Raw genomic sequence first — 25,104 nt, 5'->3', positions numbered from 1 at the left:
TCTCCCTCCGGTAATAATCATTATTATGCGGATAACTGTACGCTGGAACCGCCGCCGTATCAACCCACGCTGGCGGAACCTTTTTGCCCGAGCATTTCCGGCGTGACCAGCGTAATGCCATTGGGGGTAACGCGGAAACGTTTCGTGTCAGCCGTGCGGTCTTCGCCGATGATCGTGCCTTCCGGTAGTTTGCAGCCCCGGTCAATCACTGCGCGGGTGATGCGGCAATGCCGCCCAACTTGCACTTCCGGCAGCAACACGGATTCTTTCACGGTGCTGTAGGAATGCACTTTGACGTTGGAAAACAGCAGCGAGTTGATCACCGCCGCGCCAGAGATCACGCAGCCTGCCGATACCACCGAATCCAGCGCCTTGCCTTCGCGCCCTGCGTCTTGAAACACGAATTTGGCGGAGGGCAATTGGCGGTGATAGGTCAGGATCGGCCAGGTTTCGTCATACAAGTTCAACTCTGGTTCGACTGCCACCAATTCCATATTGGCTTCCCAGAAGGCGTCGATGGTTCCCACATCACGCCAGTAGGGTTGCTTGCCCGTGACGGGATCGCGGAAGGGGTAGGCATACACGGCGTGGTCAGCGATGATGGAAGGGATGATGTCCTTACCGAAATCGCGGCTGGATTCCGGGTTGGCAGCATCCTTGTGCAATTGTTCAAACAGGAAATCGGTGTTGAAAATGTAATTGCCCATTGACGCCAGCGCGGTATCGCTTGACCCCGGCATCGGTTGCGGGTTGGCGGGCTTTTCATCGAATGCCCTTACCCGATGGCTATCATCCACGGTCATGACGCCGAAACCTTTGGCATCTTCCAGTGGCACGCCGACGCAGGCTACGGTCATCTCTGCGCCTTTTTCGACGTGGTAAGCGAGCATTTCACCGTAGTCCATCTTATAAATGTGGTCGCCAGATAGCACCAACACGTATTTGGGGTGCAAGGCTTCCACAATGTCGAGATTTTGGTAAATCGCATCGGCTGTCCCCGCGTACCAGTTGCCCGTCGTGCGCTGTGAAGCGGGCAGCACTTCCACGAATTCGCCCAGTTCGGTGCGGAAATTCGACCAGCCATGCACCAGATGGCGGATCAGCGAATGTGCTTTGTATTGCGTCAGCACCCCAATGCGGCGGATGCCAGAATTGACGCAATTGGATAACGGAAAGTCGATAATGCGAAATTTACCGCCAAAGAATACGGCGGGTTTTGCCCTTGTGTCGGTCAGTTCGTACAGGCGTGAACCTCGCCCCCCGGCGAGTACCAAAGCTAGGGTTTCACGGGTCAGTAAGCTGATGAAACGTGGGTTATTGGTTGTCATAATTGTTGGACTCCATGTGCTAATTCCCAGCGCTGACTGTAAGCGGGTTAGGGGTATTTGGCGAGGAAAATTCCCGTTGGGCTTGTCTTATGTCAAAGGAGTGTGTAAGTATATACAATATTAAATATTCTATACATGAGGGGCAGCATGGCTTTAAGTATCCGTAGCGAACAGGCTGAGCACTTGGCTCGTGAACTTGCCCAATTGACGGGGCGTAATATGACGGCTGCTATCATTATGGCGTTGGAAGAAACATTGCAACGTATCAAGCGTTTTCGCCAGCCAGATAATTCATTGGATGAAATTATGGCGATTTCCCGTCGTTGCAGCACCTTACCTGACCTTGATGTACGGACGGCGGATGACATCCTTGGCTATGACGAACACGGGGTAAATGCACCGTGGTAATTGATACGTCGGCTATTATTGCCATTTTATTGGCTGAGCCTGAAGCAAAAGCCTTGGCACAAGCCATATTGGGTGATTCCAAACGGCTGATGAGCGCATTTTCATTGCTTGAATGCAGCATCGTGATTGAAAGCAAGAAAGGTGAAGCGGGTGGCATGGCATTGGATGCCTTGCTACAGCGTTTACAGGTGGAAATTGTAGCGATGGATGTCGATCAAAGCCAACTTGCCCGCGAAGCATGGCGGCGGTTTGGTAAGGGGCGACACCCCGCCGCGTTGAATATCGGTGATTGTTGTTCCTATGCGTTAGCGAAGTATTCGGAGGAATTGCTGCTGTTCAAGGGCGATGATTTTAACCATTCGGATATTCCTTGCGTGGCGTGGTAAGTGTGGAAGTGTTTTGGGTTAATGGTGGGGGAGGGCGTTCTTTAACGAAAAGTGTTCGTGGAAGGGTGTGAAATCACCATCAGATTGTAGCAGGGGCAGGTTTTTCTCGATGCAGAAGGTGGCGATCAGCACATCAATGGTTTTACGCACGGTGATGCCACGCTTGCGCAAAGCCCGAAAATTGTCGGCACTTTTCAAGGCAATGGATTGGTCGAGCATGGTGAAATAATCCAGTGTCAACAGCAGTTCTTTGGCTTGGGCGTATTCCTTGTCCTGTTTGAAACCTTGCAGCACTTCGGTTAAGACAAGTTCCCCGGTTGCAACGGGTTGTGTGCCGAGCAAGTAGTCGAGCCAGTCACTTTGCGGGGTTGATTTGCCGTTGAAATAATCAATCCAAACGCTGGAATCGACGAAGATCATGCTTTATCTACGCGCATTTCATCCAAATTGCCTTCCCAGTGCAGTTTTCCGCGAAATTCACGGATGCGGGCTTGCCGCGCAAGGCGCAACAGCAATTGCAGGCCACGTTCCACAGCTTCGCGTTTGGTTTGCAGCCCCGTTGCTTGGAGGACATCACGCATCAGCGTTTCATCAATGACGATATTGGTTCGCATGGTTCGGTGTGTATGGTTGTTTATGATGATACACATTCTATTGAAGTCGGAGGAGGAGGTAAACGGTTTTTTTAGGGTTTCAGTCCCGCTGAAATTCTGCTATTAATCCATCAGCTTATCGCTGGAGTTTGCTTGTGTCCCGAAAATCGCTGATTTTTTTGTTATTGCTGCTGGCGTTGGCTGTTGCGGTTGGCGTGTGGGCGTTTTGGCCTCAATTACTGTGGGTTTTTAACGGTTTCCAAACGCTGGATAAAGACCAGTTGGAATTGTGGGAAAAACGTCGTGATTTGGTTTGGCCTGTTTTCGCGGCGGTGGGTTTAGGTATTTGGGGGATAGTGCGTCTTATCTGGTCGAAAGCATCAACCGATGAGAAAACAGCCACCACGCAACGGGTTGCCGAGCTTGCCTACCTGAAAAATCTGCGGCGCGAATATGAGTTGCCAGAGGTTGAAGAAGCCTATACCCCGCAAGAAGGTGATATTCAACAACATGAACATCTTCCTGAACGCTGGTTCAAAGCGCAGTTGCGTTATGACCGACACAAGGCAGCAGATAACCCGCACGAAGCCAACACTCCGGCGGAACACCACGACGATTTGCTCAGGGCATTTGCTAAACACCAATGGTTGGTGCTGTTGGGTGAACCGGGCATGGGCAAAACGTTTTCACTGTGGCGGATCGCGGCAGAATACGCTGATCATGCAGTGAAGGATGCGCGTAAGCCGCTTCCGGTCATCATTCCCTTGAATGAATGGATTGACAAAGACCAGACGCTGGAAGCCTTTGTGTTGCAACAGATGCAGGGGCTTGCGCCGTTTTATACCCCATTGCGCGACAATATGCGTCTGTTGCCGCTGCTGGATGCTTTGAACGAAATCCCGTTTGATCAGCGCGACACAAAGTTGGAACAGGTCAAGGAATGGGTCAGGAAAAAGCATGACTACCCCGGTTTGCTGCTGACTTGCCGTCTGCGTGACTATACCCTTGAACTGGTGCAAGACCTTGACCGGCTGACCATTGAACCGTTGACCCCGCCGCGTATCCACGACTTTCTGCACAACTATTTCCGTCATGTGTTCAGGAAAGGCCAAGAGGCTGGCAAAACAGCAGACAGCCTATTTTGGCAACTGACGGGTGGGGAGGTAATGCAACAGATATGGCAACGCTGGCAATCTCATAAACCCGCTTGGAAAATCCGTTTGCGCCACTGGTTTGAGCGGGATTATACCCAACCGACTTGGGAAAATTTCTGGAAACCGGAACAGCCGCAGGGGTGGTATTGGGAACACGGTTATTATTGGGATGGAGGCAGGCTTGAACACCTCAACAACCCGCGCAGCTTGTTGAAACTGGCAGAGAACCCTTATCTGCTGACGATGATGGCAAAAATTTTCCATCAGGAAGGCCAATTGCCTGACAGCAAGCGCAGCCTGTTTGAGCATTTCGTTGGGGTACTGCTGGATCGTGAACAGCGAGATAAAAACCGTAAGCCGGAAGACATCCCGCCGCGTCCACAATTGGAAGATAAGCTGAAAGCGTTAGCATGGGAACTGCAATACCAAGGCAGCGGTATGGATGAAGCCCGCACCACCTTGTTGCGTAGCGAAGCGGAACAGGTTGTACCCGCCGCATGGCTCAAGTTTTCTCATGCCGCCAACTTATTGGAAATCACGGGTGACAAGGTGCGTTTCAGTCACCAGTTATTGCAGGAGTTTTTCACTGCACAAAGTTTCAAGGAACGCCGTGAACAGGGTTGGAAAGCCAGTCAGATTTGGCCTGAAAGCGGGTGGAAAGCCAACGGGTGGGAGGTGGCTACCGAACTGGCATTGGAATATGAGCCTGACCTGAAACCTTTTCTGATCTGGTTAGCGGAAGGCAATCCCAAACTGGCAGCAAAAATTGCCCGTGAACAAAAGGTGCTGGATGACATGCTGTTTGCCGAGTTCCGCACCCAATGGCAAAACGCTATCACCGATATTGAACATTATCCTAACCCACACGAACGTCATGCTATCAGCACCGTATTGGCGTGGCTGAATTGGGATAACCGCCCCGGTCTTGGCATTGATGACATCGACTGGGTAGAAATTCCCGCTGGTGAATTCACTTATCAGGATGGCGAATGTCTGTCTTTGCCAGCCTACAAAATGAGTCGCTACCCCGTCACGAATGCCCAATTTGAGGTGTTCATCACGGATGGTGGCTACGAAAATGATAAGTGGTGGGAAGGGCTGCAAAAACCTGAGGCTATTCATGAATCTCGGTGGAAAGAAAGTAACCGTCCGGTAGAGCAGGTGGATTGGTATGAATCCATCGCTTTCTGTCGTTGGCTATCTGCCAAAACAGGCCAAGAAATCCGTTTGCCCACAGAACAGGAATGGGAAAAAGCGGCACGGGGTACGGATGGTCGGGAATACCCGTGGGGTAAAGGCTACAAAACTGGCTATGCGAATATCAACGAAACTTGGGATCATGACAAAGTAGGTGAATATAACTTGCAGGAAACCTCTGCTGTCGGTATTTACCCTCAAGGCCAGTCGCCCTACGGTCTGATGGATATGTCCGGCAATGTCTGGGAATGGTGTCTTAATAAGTATGAAGAACCCCAGATAACTACTGCTGATGTTTCTGGCGGTGTTCGTGTGGTTCGGGGCGGCGCGTGGTTCTACTATTCGGAGCTTTGCCGCGCCTCTTTTCGCGTCAACCATCATCCGCTCCTTCGTGACCACTATCTGGGTTTTCGGTTGTTGTGTTGTTTCCCCCATTGACTTTATTGATCACTGATCTACTGGCCACTGAACCCCTGTCAGCCGCGTAGCGGCTGAAGATTTTTTTTCACCATCTGAATGGGCGTAAGATGTGCTTTCTCAAGCCCCATGAATCGGCATAACGGGACGTGATTTATCCAGCCCTGCACACTGGCATCGAATTCGGCAAAGCTGATTTTGCCTTGCCGCCAATCAGTAAACCGTTCTCCCAGCCGTCTTGTTGCTTCAACCACTTTACGGGATTTCAAATGCCGATGCGTTGGGTACACCACAAACCCCAGCCACGGAATACCCGCATCGCACGGCATCACCTGCGCCGATTCTTCATGTACCCGTGATTACCTAGAAGCGCGAGCAAAACAGGTGAGTAAAGCACGGTTTCTGGCGGCATTGGCAAAAGTGCCGGATGTTGAGTCGGAGGAAGTAGACCGTTTGCCGGGTGTCTGAACTGGGATTTTTAGGATTTAAGGATTAGCAGGATGGGGAGCGGCTTCGGACAACGGAGGGAGGTGGTTCTTCAATCCTGCTAATCCTTTCATCTTGTGAATCTTGGTTCAGACAATCACTGAAGTGCGAAAAAAACCCAACACTTTTACTTAAAATCACTAATAATTATGAACGATTAAGGTCATAAACATCATAAGAAGGTAGGCATGGACACCACAAACATCGGTTTGATCGGCTTAGGGGTCATGGGCGCAAATCTGGCGCTGAACCTGAGCGACAAGGGTTTCTCTTTAAGCGTTTACAACCGCACGTATTCCCTCACCCAACAATTCATGCAGGAACACGCGCAAGGCAGGGCAATCCGTTCTGCCGAAACCTTGCCCGAATTCGTCAGCCAGCTTGGCAATCCGCGCGTCATTTTGCTGATGATTACCGCAGGCAAAGCGGTGGATGCAGTCATTGCGCAACTGCTGCCGCTGCTGAACCCCGGTGACATCATTATTGATGGCGGCAATTCCCATTACCCCGATACCACGCGCCGTTGGCAGGAACTCAGTGCCAAGGGTATCTGTTTCGTCGGGATGGGTGTTTCCGGCGGGGAAGAAGGCGCACGTCATGGCCCGTCATTAATGCCCGGTGGCGATGCGACGGCGTGGCCTGTGATCCGCGAAATGTTCCAGAAAGTGGCGGCGCAAGTCGATGGCGCGGCCTGTTGCCAATGGCTCGGCGAAGGCGGGGCGGGGCATTACGTCAAGATGGTGCATAACGGCATCGAATACGGCGACATGCAATTGATCGCGGAAGCCTGCCACCTGATGCGCCACGCGCTGGGGATGGATTACGACGCAATGGCGGATACCTTCGCGGCATGGAATACCGGCAAGCTGGAATCCTACCTGATCGAAATTACCAGCCAACTGCTGCGTCAAAAAGACGCGGATGGTAGCCCGCTGGTGGACAAAATCCTCGACCGTGCGGGGCAAAAAGGTACAGGTTTGTGGACGGCGCAAGACGCGCTGGAACACGCCGTTCCGCTGACGCTGATTTCGGAAGCTGTCCATGCGCGGATGCTTTCTGCCCGCAAGGATGAGCGCGTGGCAGCAGCGGAGTTACTGGGTGGAATGCAAGCGCCCGTGCCGGAAAACGAACGGCAGGCGTACCTTGATGCCATCCACGACGCGCTCTACGCCGCCAAGCTGGTGTCTTACGCGCAAGGTTTCATGCTGATGCAAACCGCCGCGCAAGAATACGGTTGGAACCTGCCTTACGGTGACATTGCCTTGCTGTGGCGTGCCGGGTGCATTATCCGCAGCCGTTTCTTGGGCGATATTAAAGCCAGTTTTGCCCGCGAACCTGTGCCACAAAGCCTGTTGCAAGACCCGTTTTTTGCTAGCGAATTGCAGCGGGCGGCAAGCGGTTGGCGCAAGGCGGTGATGTTGGCAGTGGCGCAAGGTGTGCCTGCCCCGGCACTGTGTTCGGCGCTGGCGTTTTACGATGGCTACCGTTGTGCGAACGGTTCGGCAAACATTTTGCAGGCGCAACGTGATTTCTTCGGGGCGCACGGTTATCAGCGGGTAGACCGTGATTCGGCGTTGCATTTCCATACGCACTGGAGTGGCGATGGTTCAGAGGAGCAACTGCCATGAGTTGCGGGGGTGTTTCACACGCTTACGTCATTTTTGGCGCAACCGGCAATCTTGCCACTGCTAAGCTGTTGCCCGCACTGTTCCAATTGCATGGCATGGGGCATCTGGCGGCGGATGTGGAAATCCTCGGCTGCGGGCGTACCCCCTTCACCCGCGATAGCTGGCGGGCGGAAGTGCGCAAGCTGTTCGTGGATAGCGGGGTGGCGGAAGATACGCTGCTGGACAGTTTCATCCAACGTCTTGATTACTTGTCCGGTAGCTTGAAAGAAGCGGTGTTTTATGAGGCATTGCACTCGTGGGTGCGCGATAACGGTTGTGAAAATAACGTGATTTTCTACCTGTCGGTCAGCCCGGATTTATACGTGGAAGTGACCGAAGGGCTAGCTGCGGCGGGGCTGCTACAGGAAGAAAGTGGCTGGCGGCGCATGGTGATCGAGAAACCGTTCGGGCATGACCTGCAATCGGCGCGTGATTTGCAACACAGTCTCGAAGCGCACCTCAAGGAAGAGCAGATTTACCGCATCGACCATTACGTCGGCAAAGAGGCGGTGCAAAACCTGCTGGTGCTGCGTTTCGCCAACCTGATCCTCGAACCGCTGTGGAACCGCCATTACATTGACCACGTACAAATTACCCATGCTGAAACCGTGGGCGTGGATGGGCGTGCCAGTTACTACGACAACAGCGGCGGGGCGATGCGCGACATGATCCAAAGCCACTTGCTGCAAGTGTTGGCACTGTTGGCGATGGAGCCGCCGGTTTCGCTGGAAGCCGAAGCCTTGCGTGATGAAAAGGTCAAAGTGCTGAAATCCATCCGCCCGGTTGACCTGTCGCAGCTTTCCTCGCAGGCAATCCGTGCCCAATACGCAGGCTACCAACAGGAAAAAGGCGTGGCGGCGGGTAGCCATACCGAAACCTACACTGCGCTGAAATTGTACGTGGATAACTGGCGTTGGCGCGGCGTGCCATTTTACTTGCGCACGGGCAAATGCTTGAAGGAGCGGCGTTCGATGGTGGCGGTGTGTTTCAAGGAAGCCCCGGTGCAATTGTTCCAAGAGCGCACTGCCGGGACGCACCCGAACTGGTTGCTGATCGGTATCCAGCCGGAAGACGCGGTGCGGCTGGAAATTTCCGCCAAGATTCCGGGCTTGGAAATGCGTACCCGCCAGATCGTGATGGATGCCTCGGTCGGTAGCCCCGGCGAACGCAAGGCCGAAGCCTACGAGGAATTGCTGTTGGACGTGATCCAAGGCGACCGTTCGCTGTTCCTGCGTTACGACGAGGTGAAGGCGGCGTGGAGCGTGGTCGACCCGGTGATGCAAGGTTGGGCAAACGACGAACAACCGCCCTTGCAATATCCACAAGGCAGTTGGGGGCCAAAGGCAGCGGAAAAGATTTTCGGGGAAACCGCCCGCGAATGGCGGCATACCTTGCGCTGCAATGGGGAGGGCGGCTGATGTTGCCGAGCCATACGCAAGTGCTGGAGAGTGCGGAAGCTGTGGCGCTCGAAGCCTGCCGCTTGATTGCAAACGCCGCGCAAGACGCGATCCGCGAACGCAGTGTATTCCGCTTGGTGTTGGCGGGCGGCACAACCCCCGCTCGTGCTTACCACTTGCTGGCACAAACGCCGCAGGATTTGGATCGGTGGGAAATATTTTGGGGCGATGAACGCTGTTTGCCCGTTGACGATCCGCAGCGCAATTCCCGCATGAGCTTACCTGCGAAACATTGTTACCCGATTCCGGCGGAGTTGGGGGCGGAACAGGCAGCAGTGGCGTATGCGCAAACGATTGCCGACAAGCTGCCGTTTGATCTGGTGCTGTTGGGGATGGGGGAAGATGGGCATACGGCGAGTTTGTTTCCAAACCCCTCACCCCCAGCCCCTCTCCCTCAAGGGGCGAGGGGAGCAAGAGAACCTCTCACTGTTGCCGTATTTAACGCCCCCAAACCGCCGCCGGAACGGGTGAGTTTGAGTGTGGAAGCGTTACAGGCGTGCCGTCAGCAGTTGGTGCTGGTGACAGGCGCGGGTAAGGCGCAAGCACTGGCAGCGTGGCAAGCGGGTGCGGATTTACCGATTGCGCGGGCGGTGCGGGCGGATGCTTGCTTACTGACGGAGCGTGCTACACTTACCTTAAGCACTTAGTGAGGCTTTCGGTATGCAAACTGATTCCGGTTCCAATTCCCGCCTTTTGCCGCTATTCAGTCGGTACATTCGGATTCTGTTTGCTTGGGTTTTGTTGCTTCTGGTGACATCGGAATTGCATCCAGTCAACGATCGGTTTTTCTATGACGCGATGGAAATGCTGGGTTTTAATGACCACACTGCCTTCGTAGCACATAGCACTACGCCGCTTCCCCTGATTCAAAACTGCCCGACAGATACGGCAACGGATAATGGCAGCACGCCCGTTGCTATTGAAAAGCAGGACATCCGGCTTGACTTTAAAGGGGATAAGATTTCGCTGGAGACACAAGCTGTTTTTGCCCGTTGCAGCAAGGAATTCGCCACTTTACGTCAGGTCATACAGGCAACAGTGGATGCCCAAAATAATATCGGCTATCTGGGTACATCTGGCTTGATGCCGCGCGTGGCTTTTGGTCGGGCAACCATGACGGCTTCTTTACCAGAAATGGGCATTGGGGATGATGCTGAGTTTGTGACGGTTATTTCCCGTGGTGAATTAAGTACCGATGAGGTGCTGAAAGCTAATGAGGGGAGTTCGCGGGTATTGCTGGTTATTGGCAAAGGGATGTGGTTTGCCAAAGAAACCCACGTATCCATTACTAAGGATGCCCAAACCACGCTTTGGTCGATGAACGAAATGCCCACAACGCAAACAGCCAGTGGGCTGACATTTTCTGGGCTGGCGGACAACTGGGGTAAGCTTGAGTTGCTGGTGTCATTACCCACGCAAGGGCAAGCGCCTGCCGCTGATAACCGCGAACCTGACAATCAGGCATCGGCGAATAATCCCTTACCCGAGCTTGTCCGCGCCGCTTTTGGGCAAATCGAATGGCTGCAAAACTTGTGGCGGGGGTTGAGTTACGGTTTGCCTTTGCTGCTTGCTTTGTTGTGGGCGCGTAGGGTCGGGATGTCTGCGGATGCTACTGTGCCTGAAAATTTAACCCATTTCGCCACGCTTGGGCTGCTGTTGGTGTCTGGCCTGACCCTGATGGTTCTTGGGGAAAATATTATCACGGGAATGGAGGGATGGTCGGTAATACATGCACGGGTTTCTTTGATACAGGTGGGAGTGTGGTACGGGGTTTTCCTTGCCCTGCTCTGGCCTCTCATGATGAAAATGGATTTGCGCGGCGGTATGGCGCGTCCCCCATTGTTTATTGTGGTGATGTTGGGCATGTTTGCGGTGCTGTTTTTTGTAGCGGCCGAATGGTGGATACGCACTAAATTGGGCGTGAATGCTTATAAGTTAACAGGCTTAAACATCCGTAATTGGCAATACAGTGATTTTGAGGGGCTACCAGCGTTAATCCTGCTCTTTGCGGCGGCGTTTATGGCAATACTGTGGTTGGCGGTGGAAATGGTCGGGACTGCCAGTGCTTTCCGTGCCGTGCGGGTGATGCTGGTGGGCTGGCTGCTTATTTCCGGGGTAAGTTTCTTGCTGGATCGCGGGCACTTATATGCATGGTTGGCGCTGTTGGTCATCCCGTTTGCGTGGGGGTATGCCAAAGTCAGCCTGCTGTGGATTAGGAGCGTATGGACGGGGGCAGAGGCTTGGCCTGCTTGGTTGATACAGTGTCTCGGGGTAACGCTGGCTGTTGTGCTGATTATGCCGCCGCCGAATCTCACTAATCCTCCGCCACTGTGGTTGCTGACCTCGGCGGTGTGGACGCTGTTGGGTTTGTGGCAGTTTTTGGTGCTTGCCAGTGTGTTGGCTTGGTTGAAAGGGCAGGCGGCGGAAGCAGATGCACGGCAGTTTGCCGGTCATATTTACGGGGCTGCCACGGTTTTCATGGTCATTATGTTTTATTGGCCTGCCCGCCAATCGTGGGTTCCATTGCTGACGACGTTTGGGGTGGGGCTGGCGATGCTGAAATACTGGCTGTTTGCCTCGCGCCCATTGCGTATCCCCACTGACAAGACCACGCCGCTGCTTAGCCGGGCGATTACTGAAATCGGTTTCCTCAATGACCTGCTGTCGCTGCGGATCAAGCTGCGTAAAAACCTGTTGGAAAAAACCAGCAAAGGGGAAAGCAGTGTGCAGGATTTCCTCGCCAAACGCGAAGAACTGGAACAGGTAATCAAAATCCACGAAGTTGCCGGTATCCGTGCACGCGGCAATGCGGCGTTGGCGTTGAACCGGGGTTCCGCTGAGAATGCGTGGGTGCGGGGACGGCAGGGGGCGATCATGGCGACGATCATCTCCATCCCGTGGATCATCAGTTACTTCTGGGGTTTGTCTGGTGATATTGCCTCGATGAATGCCTATGTGCTGTCCCAATTGACCAGCGTGTTATTGGGGGTTGGGCGCTGGCCTGCGTTGGGGTTCTTTTTCCTGTTCTTTTACCCGCACATCCGGGGCTATAACGGCATCCAAAAAGGCTTGGTACTGACCCTTGCCTTGATTGCACCACTGATGGCGGGAACTATTTTGTGGAATGTCCATTCGACGGATGCTTGGTTGAGCCTGCTGTTTTGGTCGCTGCAAGCCTTTGTGTGCTGCATGACCTTGGGCGTGGTGCTGGGTGATATTGGTGCATTGCGGCGGGCTGGCAAAGGGACGATGCATCTGGTTGAAATTTACAATGTCAGCACCTTGGTAGCGTGGTCTTCTTCAGTAGTGATCGCGGTGGGTGCTGCCGTTACCACAGTGTTGGCAACGCAGGTCGGGTCACTGTTTACGACCGGGCTTAAACTGCTGTTGCCGGATATGCCGATTCCCGGAAAATGAGGTGTGGGGCGTATTACCCCAACATCTCCTGCGCCAGCGCCCGCGTCGCTGCGGTAATTTCCATCCCGCCAATCATCCGCGCAATCTCTTCCACCCGCTGCTCTGGTGTCAGGTGGTCAATGCCGGTGCTGGTGTGTTCTTTGCCCTTGATCTTGGTGACTTTGTAATGCTGGTGCGCTTGCGAGGCGACTTGCGGCAAATGCGTTACGCATAGCACTTGTCGGTTCGTGCCCAAGGCACGTAGCTGTTTGCCGACCACTTCCGCAATGCCACCGCCGATGCCGGTATCCACTTCGTCGAAAATCAGTGCGGGCAGGGTAACTTTCTGCGCGGCAATCATTTGGATGGCAAGGCTGATGCGCGACAATTCGCCGCCGGAAGCCACTTTGACCAGCGGTTTCAGCGGTTGTCCGGGGTTGGCGCTGACGGTGAATTCGATGCCGTCCATCCCCACTGCTTGGAAGTTAGCGTTGGGGTCTTGGTTGACGGCGATGACAAACTTGCCGCCTTGCATCCCCAATTGCTGCATGGCTTGGGTAACGCCTGCGGAAAGTTGTTGCGCAGCACTGCTACGGGCTTTGCTCAAGGTGCTGGCTTGTTGGCGGTAGGCAGTGGCGGCTTCTTGTAACTGTTTTTCCAGCGTTTCGAGGTCGTAATCGTCACCGCCGAGTTGTGCCAATTCAGCTTGGATACTCAGCAGACGGGCAGGCAGTTCGTGCGGGTCGATGCGGTATTTGCGGGCAAGGCTGCGGATGTCGGCGATGCGGTTTTCCACCCATTGCAAACGCGCCGGGTCAATGTCGAGGGTTTCGGCGTAATCGCGTAATTGTACGGACGCTTCCTGCACTTGGATTTGGGCGCTGGTGAGCAATTCCAGTGGCGATCCGAGTTGCGCATCAACCCGCACTTGCTGTTCAAGGTCGTGGATCAGCCGCCCAAGGCTGGAATACAGCGACGGTTCGTTGTCGTACAACTGTGCGTAACCCTGTGCGGTGGTGGCGCGTAACTGTTCGGCATTGGCGAGGCGGTTGAGTTCTTCGTCGAGTTGTTCCGGTTCCGCCGCTTGCAGGGCAAGGGCTTCGAGTTCCTGTGCTTGGAAGCGCAACAAGTCAACCCGTTCTTGATGCTGCTGGTTTTGGCTGGAAAGTAAGGTGACGCGCTCGTGCAACTTTTTCCACGTTTGCCATGCGCTGCGGGTGCTGTCCAGTAACGCATCGTTTCCAGCGAAAGCGTCCAGCATCTGGCGTTGTGCATCCTTTTTCATCAGCGATTGGTGTTCGTGCTGACCGTGGATGTCGACCAATTGTTCGCCGAGTTCGCGTAATTGGGTAAGGTTGGCAGGGGAGCCGTTGATCCAAGCACGGGATTTACCTTGCGCGGAAATTACGCGGCGCAGGATGCAGGTGTCATCCTCGTGTTCCATGCCCTGCGTTTCCAGCCATGCGCGGGCGGAAGGGGTTTGGGTAATGTCGACGCTCAAGGTCAAATCGGTTTTGTCAGCGCCGTGGCGCACCGTGCCACTGTCGGCTTTGTCGCCCAGCACTAGCCCAATCGCGTCGAGCAGGATGGATTTGCCCGCGCCGGTTTCGCCAGTCAGGGCGGTCATGCCGGGGTGCAGTTCGAGGTCAAGGGCTTCGATAATGGCGAAGTCGCGGATATGGATATGTGTCAGCATGGCTTAAAGCTGGACTCCCCAATGCAGTTTTTCACGCAGGATGTGGTAGTAATCATAGCTTTGTGGGTGCAACAAACGCACTTTTTCTGGACGGGCGTGGACGCGGATACGGTCGCCGGATTCCAGTGCGATATTATTATGCCCGTCGAAGGACACGCGGGCGGGAATGTCGCGTTCCGGGCAAAGCTCAATTTCCACCTTGCTTTGGCTATTCAGGACTAGCGGGCGGTCGCTGAGGGTGTGCGGGCAAACCGGCACGAGCGCAATCGCCTGTAAGGATGGGTGTAGGATCGGCCCGCCACTGGACAGTGCGTAAGCCGTGGAACCCGTTGGGGTGGTGATGATCATGCCGTCAGCGCGTTGGGTATTGACGAAATGCCCGTCAACCCACGTGGTGAATTCAATCATGCGGATTTCGTTACGCACATGCAGCACCACGTCGTTGATGGCATCACCGCTGCCGATGATTTCATCTTCCCGCACTGCTTCGGCGTGCAGCACAAGGCGCTGCTCTTCCCGCGAGTGCCCGTTGAGGATTTCATCCAATTGCGCTTCCATTTCTGCGGGGGAAACATCGACCAAAAAGCCCACACGCCCAAGGTTGATTCCGACAATCGGTACTTCAAACGGGGCAAGTAAGCGCCCCGCAGTCAACAATGTGCCATCGCCACCGACTACAATTGCCAGATCAATTTGCCGTGCCAATACCTCTGCCGTCAGCGATGCCTGCCCTAAAATGACGCCTGCACTGAAGTCGCAGTAAACGTGCAAACCGCGCTGCAACAGGAATTCATGCAACTGCTGCAAGGTTTTATCCACGCGGGTGTCGTTAGGCTTGGTGAATATACCGATGTGCGAAAACAGGCTCATACTCGTATCCGTTATTGTAACCGTTGTTATTTACACGTATATATTATCACATGGCAACACATGATCATCCTGAACTGAACAATCGCGCCCGGCACGTCCTGAAAGTGCTGGTCGAAAGCTATATTCAGGACGGGCAGCCCGTTGGCTCGCGCAACCTTGCCCGCAGCAGTGGTTTGGATTTGAGCGCCGCCACCATCCGCAACGTGATGTCGGATTTGGAGGAAATGGGCTACATCCGTGCGCCGCACACCTCCGCTGGTCGGATTCCCACCTCGCAGGGCTACCGCCTGTTCGTCGATACGATGGTTACGGTCAAGCCTTTGGAAGTGCAAGCCATCCACATCCTGCAAGGGCAATTGAAAGCGGAACGTGACCCCGCCGCGCTGATCCATTCCGCCTCCAGCCTGCTCTCCGGTATCACCCAACTGACTGGGATTGTCGCTTTGCCCCGGCGCAACCCATCGTCCATCCGCCAAATCGAATTCCTGCACCTTTCCAGTCGCCAAGTGCTGGCGATTTTGGTGATGAACCGCAATGAAGTGCAAAACCGCATCATCCAACTCGACGAGGATGTAACTTCCTCCGAATTGCAGCAAGCCGCCAATTTCCTCAACGAACGCTTGATCGGCAAAGATTTGCAGCAAGCCCGCGCCGCCTTGTTGGAAGAAATGCACCAGCACCGCGAAGACATGAACCGCATGATGCTTGCCGCGATTGAGCTGGGCGAAAAGGCAGTCGCCGAAGCCAGTGACGCTTCCGGCGAAGGTTGCGTGATTGCGGGCGAAACCAATTTGATGGGTTACGACGACTTATCCGACATCCACAAACTGCGCGAACTGTTCGCTGCTTTTACCCGTAAACGCGACATTTTGGGCTTGCTCGACAAGTGCTTGCAGGCGGATGGGGTGCAAATTTTCATCGGGCGCGAATCCGGGCAATCCGCGTTCGAGGCGTGCAGCGTCGTGACCGCCCCTTACGAAGTCGATGGCGAACAGCTTGGGGTGCTGGGTGTGATCGGCCCCAAGCGCATGGCGTATGAGAAGGTGATCCCGGTCGTGGATATTACCGCGAAATTGCTGAGCATTGCCTTGAAATCCCGATCCTAACCCCCACTCTTCATGGCGAAATAGATTAATCGCCGTGGAGCAACACAATGACCGACCCCAAAGACACCAACGCACCCGAAATGGACGATGCAGCAGCCGTTGATGCTGCTGCCAGCGAAGAAACCAGTGAACTGGCGCAACTGCAAGCCGAACTGGAAAAAGCCAAAGCCGAAGCCGCTGACAATTACGAGCAATTCCTCCGTGCGCAAGCCGAGCTTGCCAACCAACGCCGCCGTTCCGACAAGCAAGTGGAAGACGCACACAAATACGCTGCACAGAAATTTGTCGAAGCCCTGATTCCCGTGATTGACTCGCTGGAAATGGGCGCAGTGGCGGAAGGTGACGTTGGGCAAATCCGTGAAGGGATCGTGTTGACCCTCAAGCAGTTTGAGTCCGTGATGGAAAAATTCAACATCGAAGCGGTCGGCAAACCCGGCGACGCTTTCAACCCCGAACATCACCAAGCGATCTCTTTGCAGCCGCATCCTGAGTTCGACAACAACACCTTGTCGCTGGTCATGCAAAAGGGCTACCTGCTGAACGGTCGTGTGGTACGCCCCGCGATGGTGATGGTCTGCAAAAAATGACATTTCGATAAAACTTATCGTTCAGCGGCTCTTGAAAACGGGCAGATAACCCCACATTAACAATCCCATTGCAAAGCCAAACAAAGAATTCTGGAGATAGACATTATGGGTAAAATTATTGGTATCGACCTCGGCACAACCAACTCTTGCGTTGCCATCATGGACGGCGACAAGCCACGGGTCATCGAAAACGCTGAAGGCGACCGCACCACGCCTTCCATTATTGCCTTCATGGACGAAGAAGTGCTGGTAGGCCAGACCGCGAAACGTCAGGCCGTCACTAACCCGGAAAACACCCTGTACGCCATCAAGCGCTTGATCGGTCGCCGCTTTGAAGAAGATGCGGTACAAAAAGACATCAAACTGGTTCCGTACAAAATCGTCAAAGCCGACAACGGCGATGCGTGGGTAGACGTGCGTGGCAAGAAAATGGCACCGCCAGAAATTTCCGCCCGTGTGCTGATGAAAATGAAGAAAACCGCCGAAGACTACCTCGGTGAACCTGTCACTGAAGCGGTCATCACCGTTCCGGCTTACTTCAATGATTCCCAGCGCCAAGCGACCAAAGACGCAGGCAAAATCGCCGGTCTGGAAGTGAAACGTATCATCAACGAACCAACCGCAGCGGCACTCGCTTACGGTATGGACAAGTCCAAAGGCGACAGCAAAATCGCGGTCTATGACTTGGGCGGTGGTACATTCGACGTTTCCATCATCGAAATCGCTGACGTAGACGGCGAAATGCAGTTTGAAGTGCTGTCCACCAACGGCGACACGTTCTTGGGTGGTGAAGACTTCGATATGCGCATGATTGACTATCTGGCAGACGAATTCCGTAAAACCAGCGGCATCGACCTGAAAGGCGATTCACTGGCAATGCAACGTCTGAAAGACGCGGCAGAAAAAGCCAAGATTGAACTGTCCACCAGCCAACAATCTGACGTGAACCTGCCGTACATCACGGCTGATGCGACTGGCCCGAAACACTTGAACATCAAAGTGACCCGCGCCAAGTTGGAATCACTGGTTGATGACCTGATCAGCCGTACCATTGAGCCATGCAAAATCGCGTTGAAAGACGCTGGCATGTCCGCTTCCCAAATCAATGACGTGATTTTGGTCGGCGGTCAAACCCGTATGCCGAAAGTGCAAGAAGCGGTGAAAAACTTCTTCGGCAAAGAGCCACGCAAAGACGTGAACCCTGACGAAGCGGTTGCTGTCGGTGCTGCGATCCAAGGTGGCGTATTGAGCGGTGGTGTAACTGACATCCTGTTGTTGGACGTTACCCCGTTGTCACTGGGTATCGAAACCATGGGCGGCGTGTCCACTAAGCTGATCACTAAAAACACCACGATCCCAACCAAGGCATCGCAAGTGTTCTCGACAGCGGAAGACAGCCAAACTGCCGTTACCGTACACGTGCTGCAAGGCGAACGTGAAATGGCGCGTGACAACAAGTCATTGGGTCGTTTCGACCTGCAAGACATTCCGCCAGCACCACGCGGTATGCCGCAAATCGAAGTCTCTTTCGACATCGACGCCAACGGTATTTTGAACGTTACCGCAAAAGATAAATCGACTGGCAAACAGCAAAACATCATCATCAAGGCTTCTTCTGGCTTGTCTGATGCTGAAGTTGAGCAAATGGTGAAAGACGCTGAAGCCCACGCGGAAGAAGACAAAAAGCAGCGCGAACTGGTCGATGCCCGCAACCAAGCGGACAACATGATCCACGCCACTGAAAAATCGCTGAAAGAATACGGCGATAAAGTCAGTGGTACAGACCGTGCCAACATCGAATCATTGGTCAGCGAACTGAAAGACGCGATCAAAGGCGACAATAAGGACGTGATTAGCCGCAAATCCGAAGCGCTGATGGAAGCTTCTGGTAAACTGATGCAAGCAATGGCAGGCCAAGAAGGCGGCGGTTGTGGCCCTGATGGCTGCGCCGATGGCTGCGCCGATGGCTCTTGTGGTTCCCAAGGCGGCAAGCCGGGCGACGACATTGTTGATGCCGAGTTTGAAGAAGTTAAGAAGTAAGCAACTTCTTTCCCTTCCATGCACAGGCGCAGTGGGTTTACCCTGCTGTGCCTGATTTTGTATAAGCAGGAACCGAATTATGTCCAAACAGGATTACTACGAAATCCTTGGGGTGCAAAAAAACGTCAGCGAAGATGACCTGAAAAAGGCATTCCGGCGTTCAGCGATGAAATACCACCCTGACCGCAATCCCGATAACGCCGAAGCCGAAGCCAAGTTCAAGGATGCGAAAGAGGCTTACGAAATCCTCAGCGACCCGCAAAAACGTGCCGCATACGACCAGTTTGGTCATGCTGGGGTCGACCCGTCAGCAGGTGGTAGGCCGGGTGGCGGTGGACAAGGTGGCTTCGGCGACATCTTTGAAGACATTTTCGGCGACATTTTTGGCGGCGGCGGTGGACGCGGCGGCAGGGGCGGTGGCGGCAGCAACCGTGCTTATCGCGGCAACGACCTGCAATACAACCTCGAATTGTCCTTGGAAGAAGCGGTTTTCGGCACAACCACCGACATCCGCGTACCTTCCCTGCAAACCTGTGAAACCTGTAATGGCAGCGGCGCGAAACCGGGCACTCACCCGCAGACTTGCCCGACCTGTCATGGCAATGGGCAAGTGCGCATCCAGCAAGGTTTCTTTGCGGTACAGCAAACCTGTCCGCACTGCCGGGGTTCCGGCAAGATCATTTCTGACCCTTGCCCCGATTGCTACGGGCAAGGCCGCAAGGAAAAACAAAAAACCCTTTCCGTGCGCATTCCGGCTGGCGTCGATAATGGCGACCGGGTACGGCTGGCAGGCGAGGGCGAAGGTGGCGTTAACGGTGGCCCAGCCGGTGATTTGTATGTGCAAGTCTTCGTCAAGGCGCACCCACTCTTCCAACGCGAAGGCGACAACCTGCACTGTGAAATGCCGATCCGTTTCACCACCGCTGCTTTGGGTGGGGAAATCGAAGTGCCGACCCTCGGCGGTAAAATTAGCCTCAAGATTCCGGCTGAAACCCAAACGGGCAAGCAGTTCCGTCTGCGCGGCAAAGGTGTAAAATCGGTGCGCAGTTCCGCCACAGGTGATTTGATTTGCCGCGTGGTGGTGGAAACGCCGATCAACCTGACCAAACGCCAGCGCGAATTGTTGGCTGAGTTAGATACTTCCATGCACGAAGGCGGCAAAAAACACAGCCCGCAGGAACACGGTTGGACGGACAAAGCCAAGAGCTTCTTTAAAGACCTGTTTGAAGGTGAGAAAAAATGACCAAAATCGCAGTGGTAGGCGCAGGCGGGCGCATGGGTAAAGCCTTGATTGAGGCATGTGCGCAAACTGACGGCTTGGAACTCACGGTTGCCACCGAACACCCGTCCAGTTCCTTGATTGGTGCGGATGCAGGCGAAGTGGCTGGCATCGGTAAAAACGGTGTTGCCATCGCTGCGATGCTGGATGAAGCGGCGAATGATTTCGACGTGCTGATCGACTTTACCCGCCCCGAACCTTGCCTGATGCACCTGAATTGGTGTGTGGCGCATGGTAAAAAGATGGTCATTGGCACAACTGGCTTTGATGCGGATGGTAAGGCCGCGATTGCCAAGGCTGCCGAGCAAATTGCCGTGGTGTTTGCACCTAACATGAGCGTAGGTGTTAACCTGTGCCTGAAACTGCTGGATATGGCAGCGCGGGTATTGGGCGACACGGTGGATATTGAAATCGTCGAAGCGCATCACCGCCACAAGGTCGATGCACCTTCCGGCACGGCTTTGCGCATGGGCGAAGTGGTTGCCAATGCTTTGGGGCGTGACCTGAAAGAATGCGCGGTCTACGGGCGCGAAGGCGTGACTGGCGAACGTGACCGCCAGACTATCGGTTTTGCCACCGTGCGGGCGGGCGATGTGGTCGGCGACCATACCGTGATGTTTGCCGATGTCGGCGAACGGGTGGAAATCACCCACAAGGCATCCAGTCGTATGACCTTCGCCAAAGGTGCGGTGCGGGCTGCCGGGTGGCTGCAAGACAAGCAATCCGGCCTGTTTGATATGCAAGATGTATTGGGGCTGAAGTGATGGATACGACACCTGTCCGGCTGTGGGATTTGCCGACCCGCGCGTTCCACTGGGCGTTAGTGGCTGGCATTGGGTTTTCGTGGTTCAGCGCCGAAATGGGTGGCAACTGGATGGAATGGCACGGACGCGCTGGAACCTTCCTGCTAGCACTGGTGCTGTTCCGCATTATGTGGGGCTTCATTGGCAGCGATACGGCGCGGTTTACCCAGTTCGTTACATCACCCGTGCAAGCCGTGCAACATTGGCGCGAAATGAAAACCCATCAGGGCACGGCGTTCCATGCGGGGCATAATCCGTTGGGCGCGTGGATGGTGTTGGGATTGCTGGCGGTGGTGTTGCTTCAGGCCAGTACCGGGCTGTTTGCCTCGGATGACATTGATACCGAAGGGCCATTGTTAGGGCTGGTGTCGGGTGGTGTTGCTGATGTACTGAATATTATCCACCACTTGAATTTCAACCTGATCCTGTTGTTTGTGGCGGTGCATATTGCGGCAGTGCTGTTTTACCGCTTCCGCAGGCAGACCAATCTGGTTAAGGCGATGGTGCTGGGTGAAGCCGATTGGCCAGTAGCACAGGCTGTGCCGCAAGGTTTGCGTTTCCAGTCTGCATGGCAGGGGGCAATGACGTTCGTGGCGTGTTATGCGCTGGTATATTTCGGGATTCAGTGGCTAGCAGCTTAAGCTGATACGTTACCTCCGTCTCCTCCCCTGATAAGGGGAGGTCGGGAGGGGTTTCCTCTTAGTTTTCTTTGTAATCTTCGTGGCAAGCCTTGCAAGATTCACCGACTTTGCCGAACTGTGGCTTGATTGCAGCCATATCGCCGCCTTTGGCAACTTCAGCTAAAGATGTGGCTTCTACTTGGAACGTTTCCATTTTCTTTTTGAAATCGTCCATTTTTGTCCAGATTTCAGCTTTAGCTTCGGTATCAGCACCTTTGTCGCTGCCTTCTGGGAAGCCGTGGATAGGGAATTTGCTCAGTGCCGCAACGGCTTCTGCATTTTTGGCGAATTCATCTTTGTTGAAATCCATTTTGCCTTTGACCATTGCACCCATTGGCGCGAAATGGAACTTGATCATGCTGAAAGCCGCTTGGCGGTATTCAATAGCCATCTTTTCTGGGGATGCTTTTTCGTGTTCTTCCTCTGCCATAACGCTAGATACGACAGCAACGCTGGCTACAGCAATGGCAATAGCCAAAGTTTTTTTGAACAGGTTCATGCAGTTAGCTCCTTTTATTAGTGAATATGTTGTAAAAATTTATGCTTAGGCCACCAATTGTCGCAGTTTGTTCCGTAGTTTTTCAATAAGCGCGTAACCGGGCGAATAGTAATTGTAGGTTTGGGCAAGTGTGCCGTTAAAGGTGCGCTTGAAACGGTTGATGCCTTGCATGACCGGATCATCCGTTTCCAGCACGTAACCGCACCAGTCGTAAGTATGGAAACCTAGCCCCTTAAGGTGGCGCATTCCTTGCCAGTGCAGGGAGCGGTTGGCATGACCAATGGCTTGGCGCATTTCCGGGTTGCCGTTGTATTGCGGGTCACTGACTGAAATCAGGATACTGGCGGTCTTGGTCTGGTGGGACAGCAGGTAGAAATGGGCAATAACGGGCTCGCCTTCCCGATCCATCGTGAGCAGGCAATAGTTGCCTTCCCCGATGTAGTGCAAGTCTTTGTCGGTAAACAGTGAAAGCTTACGCAGTGTGGCAAAGCGGTTGAAAATGGTGAGGAACTGCCGCATATCGCCAGCAAGGTTTAGGGCGAAAGCCCCGGACTGTTCGCTGCGCCGAATCTGGCTACGGGTGTCCTTGGGGAAGTTCTGGAAGATCGCTTCCTCGCTGGCGGTTAGGTCGGTCAGCAGGGTATGGCGCTGTTCGACACTGAAAAAACGCGGCTTCTGCGCTGACTGGCAATCCAAGTAAGCGGTAGGTAACAGCAGGTCGTACCAACCCGATTGTTCCGGGCTGGCAAAGTAGTGTTTGCGGATCGGGATGCCATAATTTCTTTGTGCGACCAGCATGGCGTGTCCTAGAACAAGGTGTAAATGAACGGGGCAACCGCTGAGCCTTGCGCAAATACCAGCAATGCGCCCAGTAGCAGCAACACAAGGATGATCGGGGCAAGCCAGAATTTTTTACGCTCCAGCATGAATTGCCACAGCTCTTTGAGTAAATCTAACATTAGAACAGCCTCTCAAAATGGTTATGGGTGCGGGCATGGCTGGCTTGGCGCAGTGATTCGCCTTCCGCCCGTTCGATGTCACGGATGCGGCCTTTACCCAACAGGCGTAACACCAAACCCATTGGCATGAGCAACAGGTAAAACACCGCGCCCAAAATAATGCGTGAGTTAATCCAGCCGAGTGCATCGCCGAACTTGATCCAAGCGCGGTAAAGCGGCAGCAGGGCTGGTTTGAGCGTATTAGTCCAAAACGAATTCATCGCGCCAGTTCTCCTTATCCTGCCATGCAGGTTGTTGTTTTTTGTCTAGCAGGAAATTTTCCAGCACCAAATAATCCATTTCGGTGCGCATGAAGCAGCGGTAAGCGTCTTCCGGGCTGCATACAATCGGTTCGCCGCGCACATTGAACGAGGTGTTCACCAATACCGGGCAACCCGTGCGCTGTTCAAACGCATCCAGCAGTTTGTAAAAACGCGGGTTGGTTTCGGGGTGGATCGTTTGCAAACGGGCAGAATAATCCACGTGCGTCACCGCTGGGATTTGTGAACGCGGCACATTCAGTTTGTCGATACCAAAAAGTTGCTGCTGTTCAGCCGTCATGGGAATGCGCTTGTCTTCTTGCACATCGGCGACCAGCAACATGTAGGGGCTGCTGCCTTCGTGTTCAAACCACGCGCTTACCTTGTCGTATTTCACTACCGGGGCAAACGGGCGGAACGATTCGCGGTATTTGATCTTTAGGTTCATCACCGACTGCATGGCGCGGTTGCGGGCATCGCCAATGATGGAGCGGGCGCACAGGGCGCGGGGGCCAAATTCCATGCGTCCTTGGAACCAGCCGACCACATTGCCGCCGTCGAGTATGGCGCTGCACGTTTCCAATAGGGCAGTCTCAGGCAATTCCTGATAGGGGAGTTGTTGTTGGTCAAGCCATTGGCGGATGCTGTCGGTGCTGAATGCCGGGCCGAGGTATGCGCCTTGCATACTGTCCCTGCCATTGGTGGTGCGCGGCTTGTCGAGGTATTGATGCCAGGTTGCCAGTGCCGCCCCCAATGCCCCGCCAGCGTCGCCTGCTGCCGGTTGTATCCAGATGTCTTTGAATATACCTGAGCGTAGTAAATGCCCGTTGGAAACGCAGTTCAGTGCTACCCCACCTGCCAAGCACAGGTAATCATTGCCAGTTTCGCGCTGCACGGTACGCGCCAGCCGTAGCACGATGTCTTCTGTCACCGCTTGGATGGAGGCGGCAATGTCCATTTCCTTTTGCGTCAAGGGGCTTTCCGGCAAGCGGGCAGGGGAACCGAACAGTTCCGCAAAGCGCTGGTTGGTCATGGTCAAGCCCGTGGCGTAATCGAAATAGGCCATGTTGAGGCGAAATGTGCCGTCTTCGCGTAATTCCAGCAGTTTTTCATGGATTAAATCGGCGTATTTCGGCTCACCGTAGGGCGCAAGCCCCATCAGTTTGTATTCCCCGGAATTCACCTTGAAGCCCGTGTAATACGTGAAGGCGGAATACAGCAGCCCCAGTGAATGCGGAAAGTCGATTTCCCACAACGGCTCTAAACGGTTGCCGTCACCTTGCCAAACGGAAGTGGTTGCCCATTCGCCAACGCCATCCAAGCAGATCACGGCAGCTTTTTGGAAAGGGCTGGGGAAAAATGCGGAAGCCGCGTGGGATTGGTGATGTTCGGTAAACAGCAGCGGCGGTACAGTTTTTTCCTTAGTCTCTGCGAGTGTCGCCAGCTCTTTTTTCAGGGTGGTTTTCAGGAACAGTTTTTCCTTTAACCAAACGGGCATGGCAGTAAGGAACGAGCGGAAGCCCTTGGGCGCATAATGCAAATAGGTTTCCAGCAAGCGCTCAAATTTCAGTAAGGGCTTGTCGTAAAACACCACATGGCTTACATCCGATAGGCTGATGCCTGCTTGTTCCAAGCAATAGCAGACGGCATTCGCGGGAAAGCCGGGATCGTGTTTTTTACGGGTAAAGCGTTCTTCTTGCGCGGCAGCGACAATCAAGCCGTCATGCACCAGCGCGGCGGCACTGTCATGGTAATAAGCTGAAATCCCTAAAATGTAGGTTCCCATGCATTATCCTG

General features: G+C 54.1%; 24 protein-coding genes. 13 read left to right on the top strand and 11 right to left on the bottom strand.

Annotation, left to right across the window (positions count from 1 at the left end; genetic code table 11):
* Positions 1-59: 59 nt before the first annotated feature.
* The gene (gene glgC, locus PHE17_RS06120; protein WP_301014936.1) at positions 60-1,328 is read right to left on the bottom strand and encodes a glucose-1-phosphate adenylyltransferase; all 1,269 of its coding nucleotides are present in this window, start codon (positions 1,326-1,328) and stop codon (positions 60-62) included.
* 147 nt (positions 1,329-1,475) lie between these two features.
* On the opposite strand from glgC, the gene PHE17_RS06115 reads away from it, so the two are divergent.
* The gene (locus PHE17_RS06115; protein WP_301014935.1) at positions 1,476-1,736 is read left to right on the top strand and encodes a type II toxin-antitoxin system VapB family antitoxin; all 261 of its coding nucleotides are present in this window, start codon (positions 1,476-1,478) and stop codon (positions 1,734-1,736) included.
* On the top strand, positions 1,730-2,122 hold the full coding sequence (locus tag PHE17_RS06110; protein ID WP_301014934.1) for a type II toxin-antitoxin system VapC family toxin: 393 nt from the start codon (positions 1,730-1,732) through the stop codon (positions 2,120-2,122). The genes PHE17_RS06115 and PHE17_RS06110 overlap by 7 nt, the downstream gene beginning before the upstream one ends.
* Positions 2,123-2,140: 18 nt before the next feature.
* On the opposite strand, the gene PHE17_RS06105 is transcribed toward PHE17_RS06110, so the two are convergent.
* Positions 2,141-2,542 carry a PIN domain nuclease gene (locus PHE17_RS06105; protein ID WP_301014933.1) on the bottom strand — a complete coding sequence of 134 codons (402 nt, stop codon included), beginning with the start codon at positions 2,540-2,542 and terminating at the stop codon, positions 2,141-2,143.
* Positions 2,539-2,736, bottom strand: a complete 198-nt coding sequence (locus PHE17_RS06100; protein WP_301014932.1) for a type II toxin-antitoxin system VapB family antitoxin — start codon at positions 2,734-2,736, stop codon at positions 2,539-2,541. The genes PHE17_RS06105 and PHE17_RS06100 overlap by 4 nt, the downstream gene beginning before the upstream one ends.
* Positions 2,737-2,870: 134 nt before the next feature.
* On the opposite strand from PHE17_RS06100, the gene PHE17_RS06095 reads away from it, so the two are divergent.
* Positions 2,871-5,504, top strand: coding sequence for an SUMF1/EgtB/PvdO family nonheme iron enzyme (locus PHE17_RS06095; RefSeq protein WP_301014931.1), 2,634 nt, complete (start codon positions 2,871-2,873; stop codon positions 5,502-5,504).
* A gap of 38 nt (positions 5,505-5,542) precedes the next feature.
* On the opposite strand, the gene PHE17_RS06090 is transcribed toward PHE17_RS06095, so the two are convergent.
* Positions 5,543-5,815, bottom strand: a complete 273-nt coding sequence (locus PHE17_RS06090) for a hypothetical protein (protein ID WP_301014930.1) — start codon at positions 5,813-5,815, stop codon at positions 5,543-5,545.
* Positions 5,816-6,157: 342 nt separating this feature from the next.
* Here PHE17_RS06090 and gnd point away from each other — a divergent pair, with 342 nt between their 5' ends.
* The 4 genes from gnd to PHE17_RS06070 are packed head-to-tail and all read left to right on the top strand — an operon-like array spanning position 6,158 to position 12,510.
* Complete coding sequence (gene gnd / locus PHE17_RS06085) at positions 6,158-7,597, top strand: decarboxylating NADP(+)-dependent phosphogluconate dehydrogenase (RefSeq protein ID WP_301014929.1); 1,440 nt, start codon at positions 6,158-6,160, stop codon at positions 7,595-7,597.
* Complete coding sequence (gene zwf / locus PHE17_RS06080) at positions 7,594-9,054, top strand: glucose-6-phosphate dehydrogenase (protein ID WP_301014928.1); 1,461 nt, start codon at positions 7,594-7,596, stop codon at positions 9,052-9,054. The genes gnd and zwf overlap by 4 nt, the downstream gene beginning before the upstream one ends.
* Positions 9,015-9,740 (top strand): 6-phosphogluconolactonase, encoded by a 726-nt coding sequence (gene pgl, locus PHE17_RS06075; RefSeq protein ID WP_301014927.1) that lies wholly within the window; start codon positions 9,015-9,017, stop codon positions 9,738-9,740. The genes zwf and pgl overlap by 40 nt, the downstream gene beginning before the upstream one ends.
* Positions 9,741-9,753: 13 nt before the next feature.
* A complete protein-coding gene (locus PHE17_RS06070) occupies positions 9,754-12,510 on the top strand; it encodes a hypothetical protein (RefSeq protein WP_301014926.1) in 2,757 nt (918 codons plus the stop codon).
* Positions 12,511-12,523: 13 nt separating this feature from the next.
* On the opposite strand, the gene recN is transcribed toward PHE17_RS06070, so the two are convergent.
* The gene (recN, locus tag PHE17_RS06065) at positions 12,524-14,185 is read right to left on the bottom strand and encodes a DNA repair protein RecN (RefSeq protein WP_301014925.1); all 1,662 of its coding nucleotides are present in this window, start codon (positions 14,183-14,185) and stop codon (positions 12,524-12,526) included.
* A gap of 3 nt (positions 14,186-14,188) precedes the next feature.
* Positions 14,189-15,055, bottom strand: a complete 867-nt coding sequence (locus PHE17_RS06060; RefSeq protein WP_301014924.1) for an NAD(+) kinase — start codon at positions 15,053-15,055, stop codon at positions 14,189-14,191.
* Between the two features lie 50 nt (positions 15,056-15,105).
* Here PHE17_RS06060 and hrcA point away from each other — a divergent pair, with 50 nt between their 5' ends.
* From hrcA to PHE17_RS06030, 6 genes are all read left to right on the top strand, one after another.
* Positions 15,106-16,161, top strand: a complete 1,056-nt coding sequence (gene hrcA, locus PHE17_RS06055) for a heat-inducible transcriptional repressor HrcA (RefSeq protein WP_301014923.1) — start codon at positions 15,106-15,108, stop codon at positions 16,159-16,161.
* A 47-nt stretch (positions 16,162-16,208) separates the two neighbouring features.
* Positions 16,209-16,748 carry a nucleotide exchange factor GrpE gene (grpE, locus tag PHE17_RS06050; RefSeq protein ID WP_301014922.1) on the top strand — a complete coding sequence of 180 codons (540 nt, stop codon included), beginning with the start codon at positions 16,209-16,211 and terminating at the stop codon, positions 16,746-16,748.
* 105 nt (positions 16,749-16,853) lie between these two features.
* Positions 16,854-18,788 carry a molecular chaperone DnaK gene (gene dnaK / locus PHE17_RS06045; protein ID WP_301014921.1) on the top strand — a complete coding sequence of 645 codons (1,935 nt, stop codon included), beginning with the start codon at positions 16,854-16,856 and terminating at the stop codon, positions 18,786-18,788.
* A 79-nt stretch (positions 18,789-18,867) separates the two neighbouring features.
* Positions 18,868-20,031: a molecular chaperone DnaJ gene (gene dnaJ / locus PHE17_RS06040; RefSeq protein WP_301014920.1), complete on the top strand. Its 1,164-nt coding sequence runs from the start codon at positions 18,868-18,870 to the stop codon at positions 20,029-20,031.
* On the top strand, positions 20,028-20,831 hold the full coding sequence (gene dapB / locus PHE17_RS06035) for a 4-hydroxy-tetrahydrodipicolinate reductase (RefSeq protein ID WP_301014919.1): 804 nt from the start codon (positions 20,028-20,030) through the stop codon (positions 20,829-20,831). Before dnaJ ends, dapB begins: the two co-directional genes overlap by 4 nt.
* Positions 20,831-21,511 carry a cytochrome b/b6 domain-containing protein gene (locus PHE17_RS06030; protein WP_301014918.1) on the top strand — a complete coding sequence of 227 codons (681 nt, stop codon included), beginning with the start codon at positions 20,831-20,833 and terminating at the stop codon, positions 21,509-21,511. The genes dapB and PHE17_RS06030 overlap by 1 nt, the downstream gene beginning before the upstream one ends.
* 58 nt (positions 21,512-21,569) lie before the next feature.
* Here PHE17_RS06030 and PHE17_RS06025 read toward each other — a convergent pair whose 3' ends face one another.
* Genes PHE17_RS06025 through PHE17_RS06005 form a run of 5 tightly spaced genes read right to left on the bottom strand, consistent with a single transcriptional unit; the run spans position 21,570 to position 25,093 of the window.
* The gene (locus PHE17_RS06025) at positions 21,570-22,049 is read right to left on the bottom strand and encodes a cytochrome c (RefSeq protein WP_301014917.1); all 480 of its coding nucleotides are present in this window, start codon (positions 22,047-22,049) and stop codon (positions 21,570-21,572) included.
* Positions 22,050-22,094: 45 nt separating this feature from the next.
* Positions 22,095-22,847 carry a GNAT family N-acetyltransferase gene (locus PHE17_RS06020; protein ID WP_301014916.1) on the bottom strand — a complete coding sequence of 251 codons (753 nt, stop codon included), beginning with the start codon at positions 22,845-22,847 and terminating at the stop codon, positions 22,095-22,097.
* Positions 22,848-22,855: 8 nt separating this feature from the next.
* On the bottom strand, positions 22,856-23,008 hold the full coding sequence (locus tag PHE17_RS06015) for a DUF5989 family protein (protein WP_301014915.1): 153 nt from the start codon (positions 23,006-23,008) through the stop codon (positions 22,856-22,858).
* On the bottom strand, positions 23,008-23,268 hold the full coding sequence (locus PHE17_RS06010) for an SxtJ family membrane protein (RefSeq protein WP_301014914.1): 261 nt from the start codon (positions 23,266-23,268) through the stop codon (positions 23,008-23,010). Before PHE17_RS06010 ends, PHE17_RS06015 begins: the two co-directional genes overlap by 1 nt.
* Positions 23,249-25,093 (bottom strand): carbamoyltransferase, encoded by a 1,845-nt coding sequence (locus PHE17_RS06005; protein ID WP_301014913.1) that lies wholly within the window; start codon positions 25,091-25,093, stop codon positions 23,249-23,251. Before PHE17_RS06005 ends, PHE17_RS06010 begins: the two co-directional genes overlap by 20 nt.
* Positions 25,094-25,104: the final 11 nt, after the last annotated feature.

Origin of the sequence: Thiothrix sp. (assembly GCF_028714775.1) — a bacterium.
Classification (GTDB): Bacteria; Pseudomonadota; Gammaproteobacteria; order Thiotrichales; family Thiotrichaceae; genus Thiothrix.
The sequence above is the reverse complement of the archived record's forward strand: the minus strand, read 5'-3'. Positions and strand labels throughout refer to the sequence as shown.

Bases quoted from the DNA above. Each gene is read 5' to 3' on its own strand.
- dnaJ (WP_301014920.1), top strand. From the start codon at position 18,868: ATGTCCAAACAGGATTACTACGAAATCCTTGGGGTGCAAAAAAACGTC.
- PHE17_RS06105 (WP_301014933.1), bottom strand. From the start codon at position 2,542: ATGATCTTCGTCGATTCCAGCGTTTGGATTGATTATTTCAACGGCAAA.
- PHE17_RS06060 (WP_301014924.1), bottom strand. From the start codon at position 15,055: ATGAGCCTGTTTTCGCACATCGGTATATTCACCAAGCCTAACGACACC.
- PHE17_RS06070 (WP_301014926.1), top strand. From the start codon at position 9,754: ATGCAAACTGATTCCGGTTCCAATTCCCGCCTTTTGCCGCTATTCAGT.
- PHE17_RS06030 (WP_301014918.1), top strand. From the start codon at position 20,831: ATGGATACGACACCTGTCCGGCTGTGGGATTTGCCGACCCGCGCGTTC.
- dapB (WP_301014919.1), top strand. From the start codon at position 20,028: ATGACCAAAATCGCAGTGGTAGGCGCAGGCGGGCGCATGGGTAAAGCC.
- PHE17_RS06020 (WP_301014916.1), bottom strand. From the start codon at position 22,847: ATGCTGGTCGCACAAAGAAATTATGGCATCCCGATCCGCAAACACTAC.
- glgC (WP_301014936.1), bottom strand. From the start codon at position 1,328: ATGACAACCAATAACCCACGTTTCATCAGCTTACTGACCCGTGAAACC.
- PHE17_RS06015 (WP_301014915.1), bottom strand. From the start codon at position 23,008: ATGTTAGATTTACTCAAAGAGCTGTGGCAATTCATGCTGGAGCGTAAA.
- PHE17_RS06005 (WP_301014913.1), bottom strand. From the start codon at position 25,093: ATGGGAACCTACATTTTAGGGATTTCAGCTTATTACCATGACAGTGCC.
- PHE17_RS06025 (WP_301014917.1), bottom strand. From the start codon at position 22,049: ATGAACCTGTTCAAAAAAACTTTGGCTATTGCCATTGCTGTAGCCAGC.
- gnd (WP_301014929.1), top strand. From the start codon at position 6,158: ATGGACACCACAAACATCGGTTTGATCGGCTTAGGGGTCATGGGCGCA.
- grpE (WP_301014922.1), top strand. From the start codon at position 16,209: ATGACCGACCCCAAAGACACCAACGCACCCGAAATGGACGATGCAGCA.
- zwf (WP_301014928.1), top strand. From the start codon at position 7,594: ATGAGTTGCGGGGGTGTTTCACACGCTTACGTCATTTTTGGCGCAACC.
- PHE17_RS06010 (WP_301014914.1), bottom strand. From the start codon at position 23,268: ATGAATTCGTTTTGGACTAATACGCTCAAACCAGCCCTGCTGCCGCTT.
- pgl (WP_301014927.1), top strand. From the start codon at position 9,015: ATGGCGGCATACCTTGCGCTGCAATGGGGAGGGCGGCTGATGTTGCCG.
- PHE17_RS06115 (WP_301014935.1), top strand. From the start codon at position 1,476: ATGGCTTTAAGTATCCGTAGCGAACAGGCTGAGCACTTGGCTCGTGAA.
- PHE17_RS06100 (WP_301014932.1), bottom strand. From the start codon at position 2,736: ATGCGAACCAATATCGTCATTGATGAAACGCTGATGCGTGATGTCCTC.
- hrcA (WP_301014923.1), top strand. From the start codon at position 15,106: ATGGCAACACATGATCATCCTGAACTGAACAATCGCGCCCGGCACGTC.
- recN (WP_301014925.1), bottom strand. From the start codon at position 14,185: ATGCTGACACATATCCATATCCGCGACTTCGCCATTATCGAAGCCCTT.
- dnaK (WP_301014921.1), top strand. From the start codon at position 16,854: ATGGGTAAAATTATTGGTATCGACCTCGGCACAACCAACTCTTGCGTT.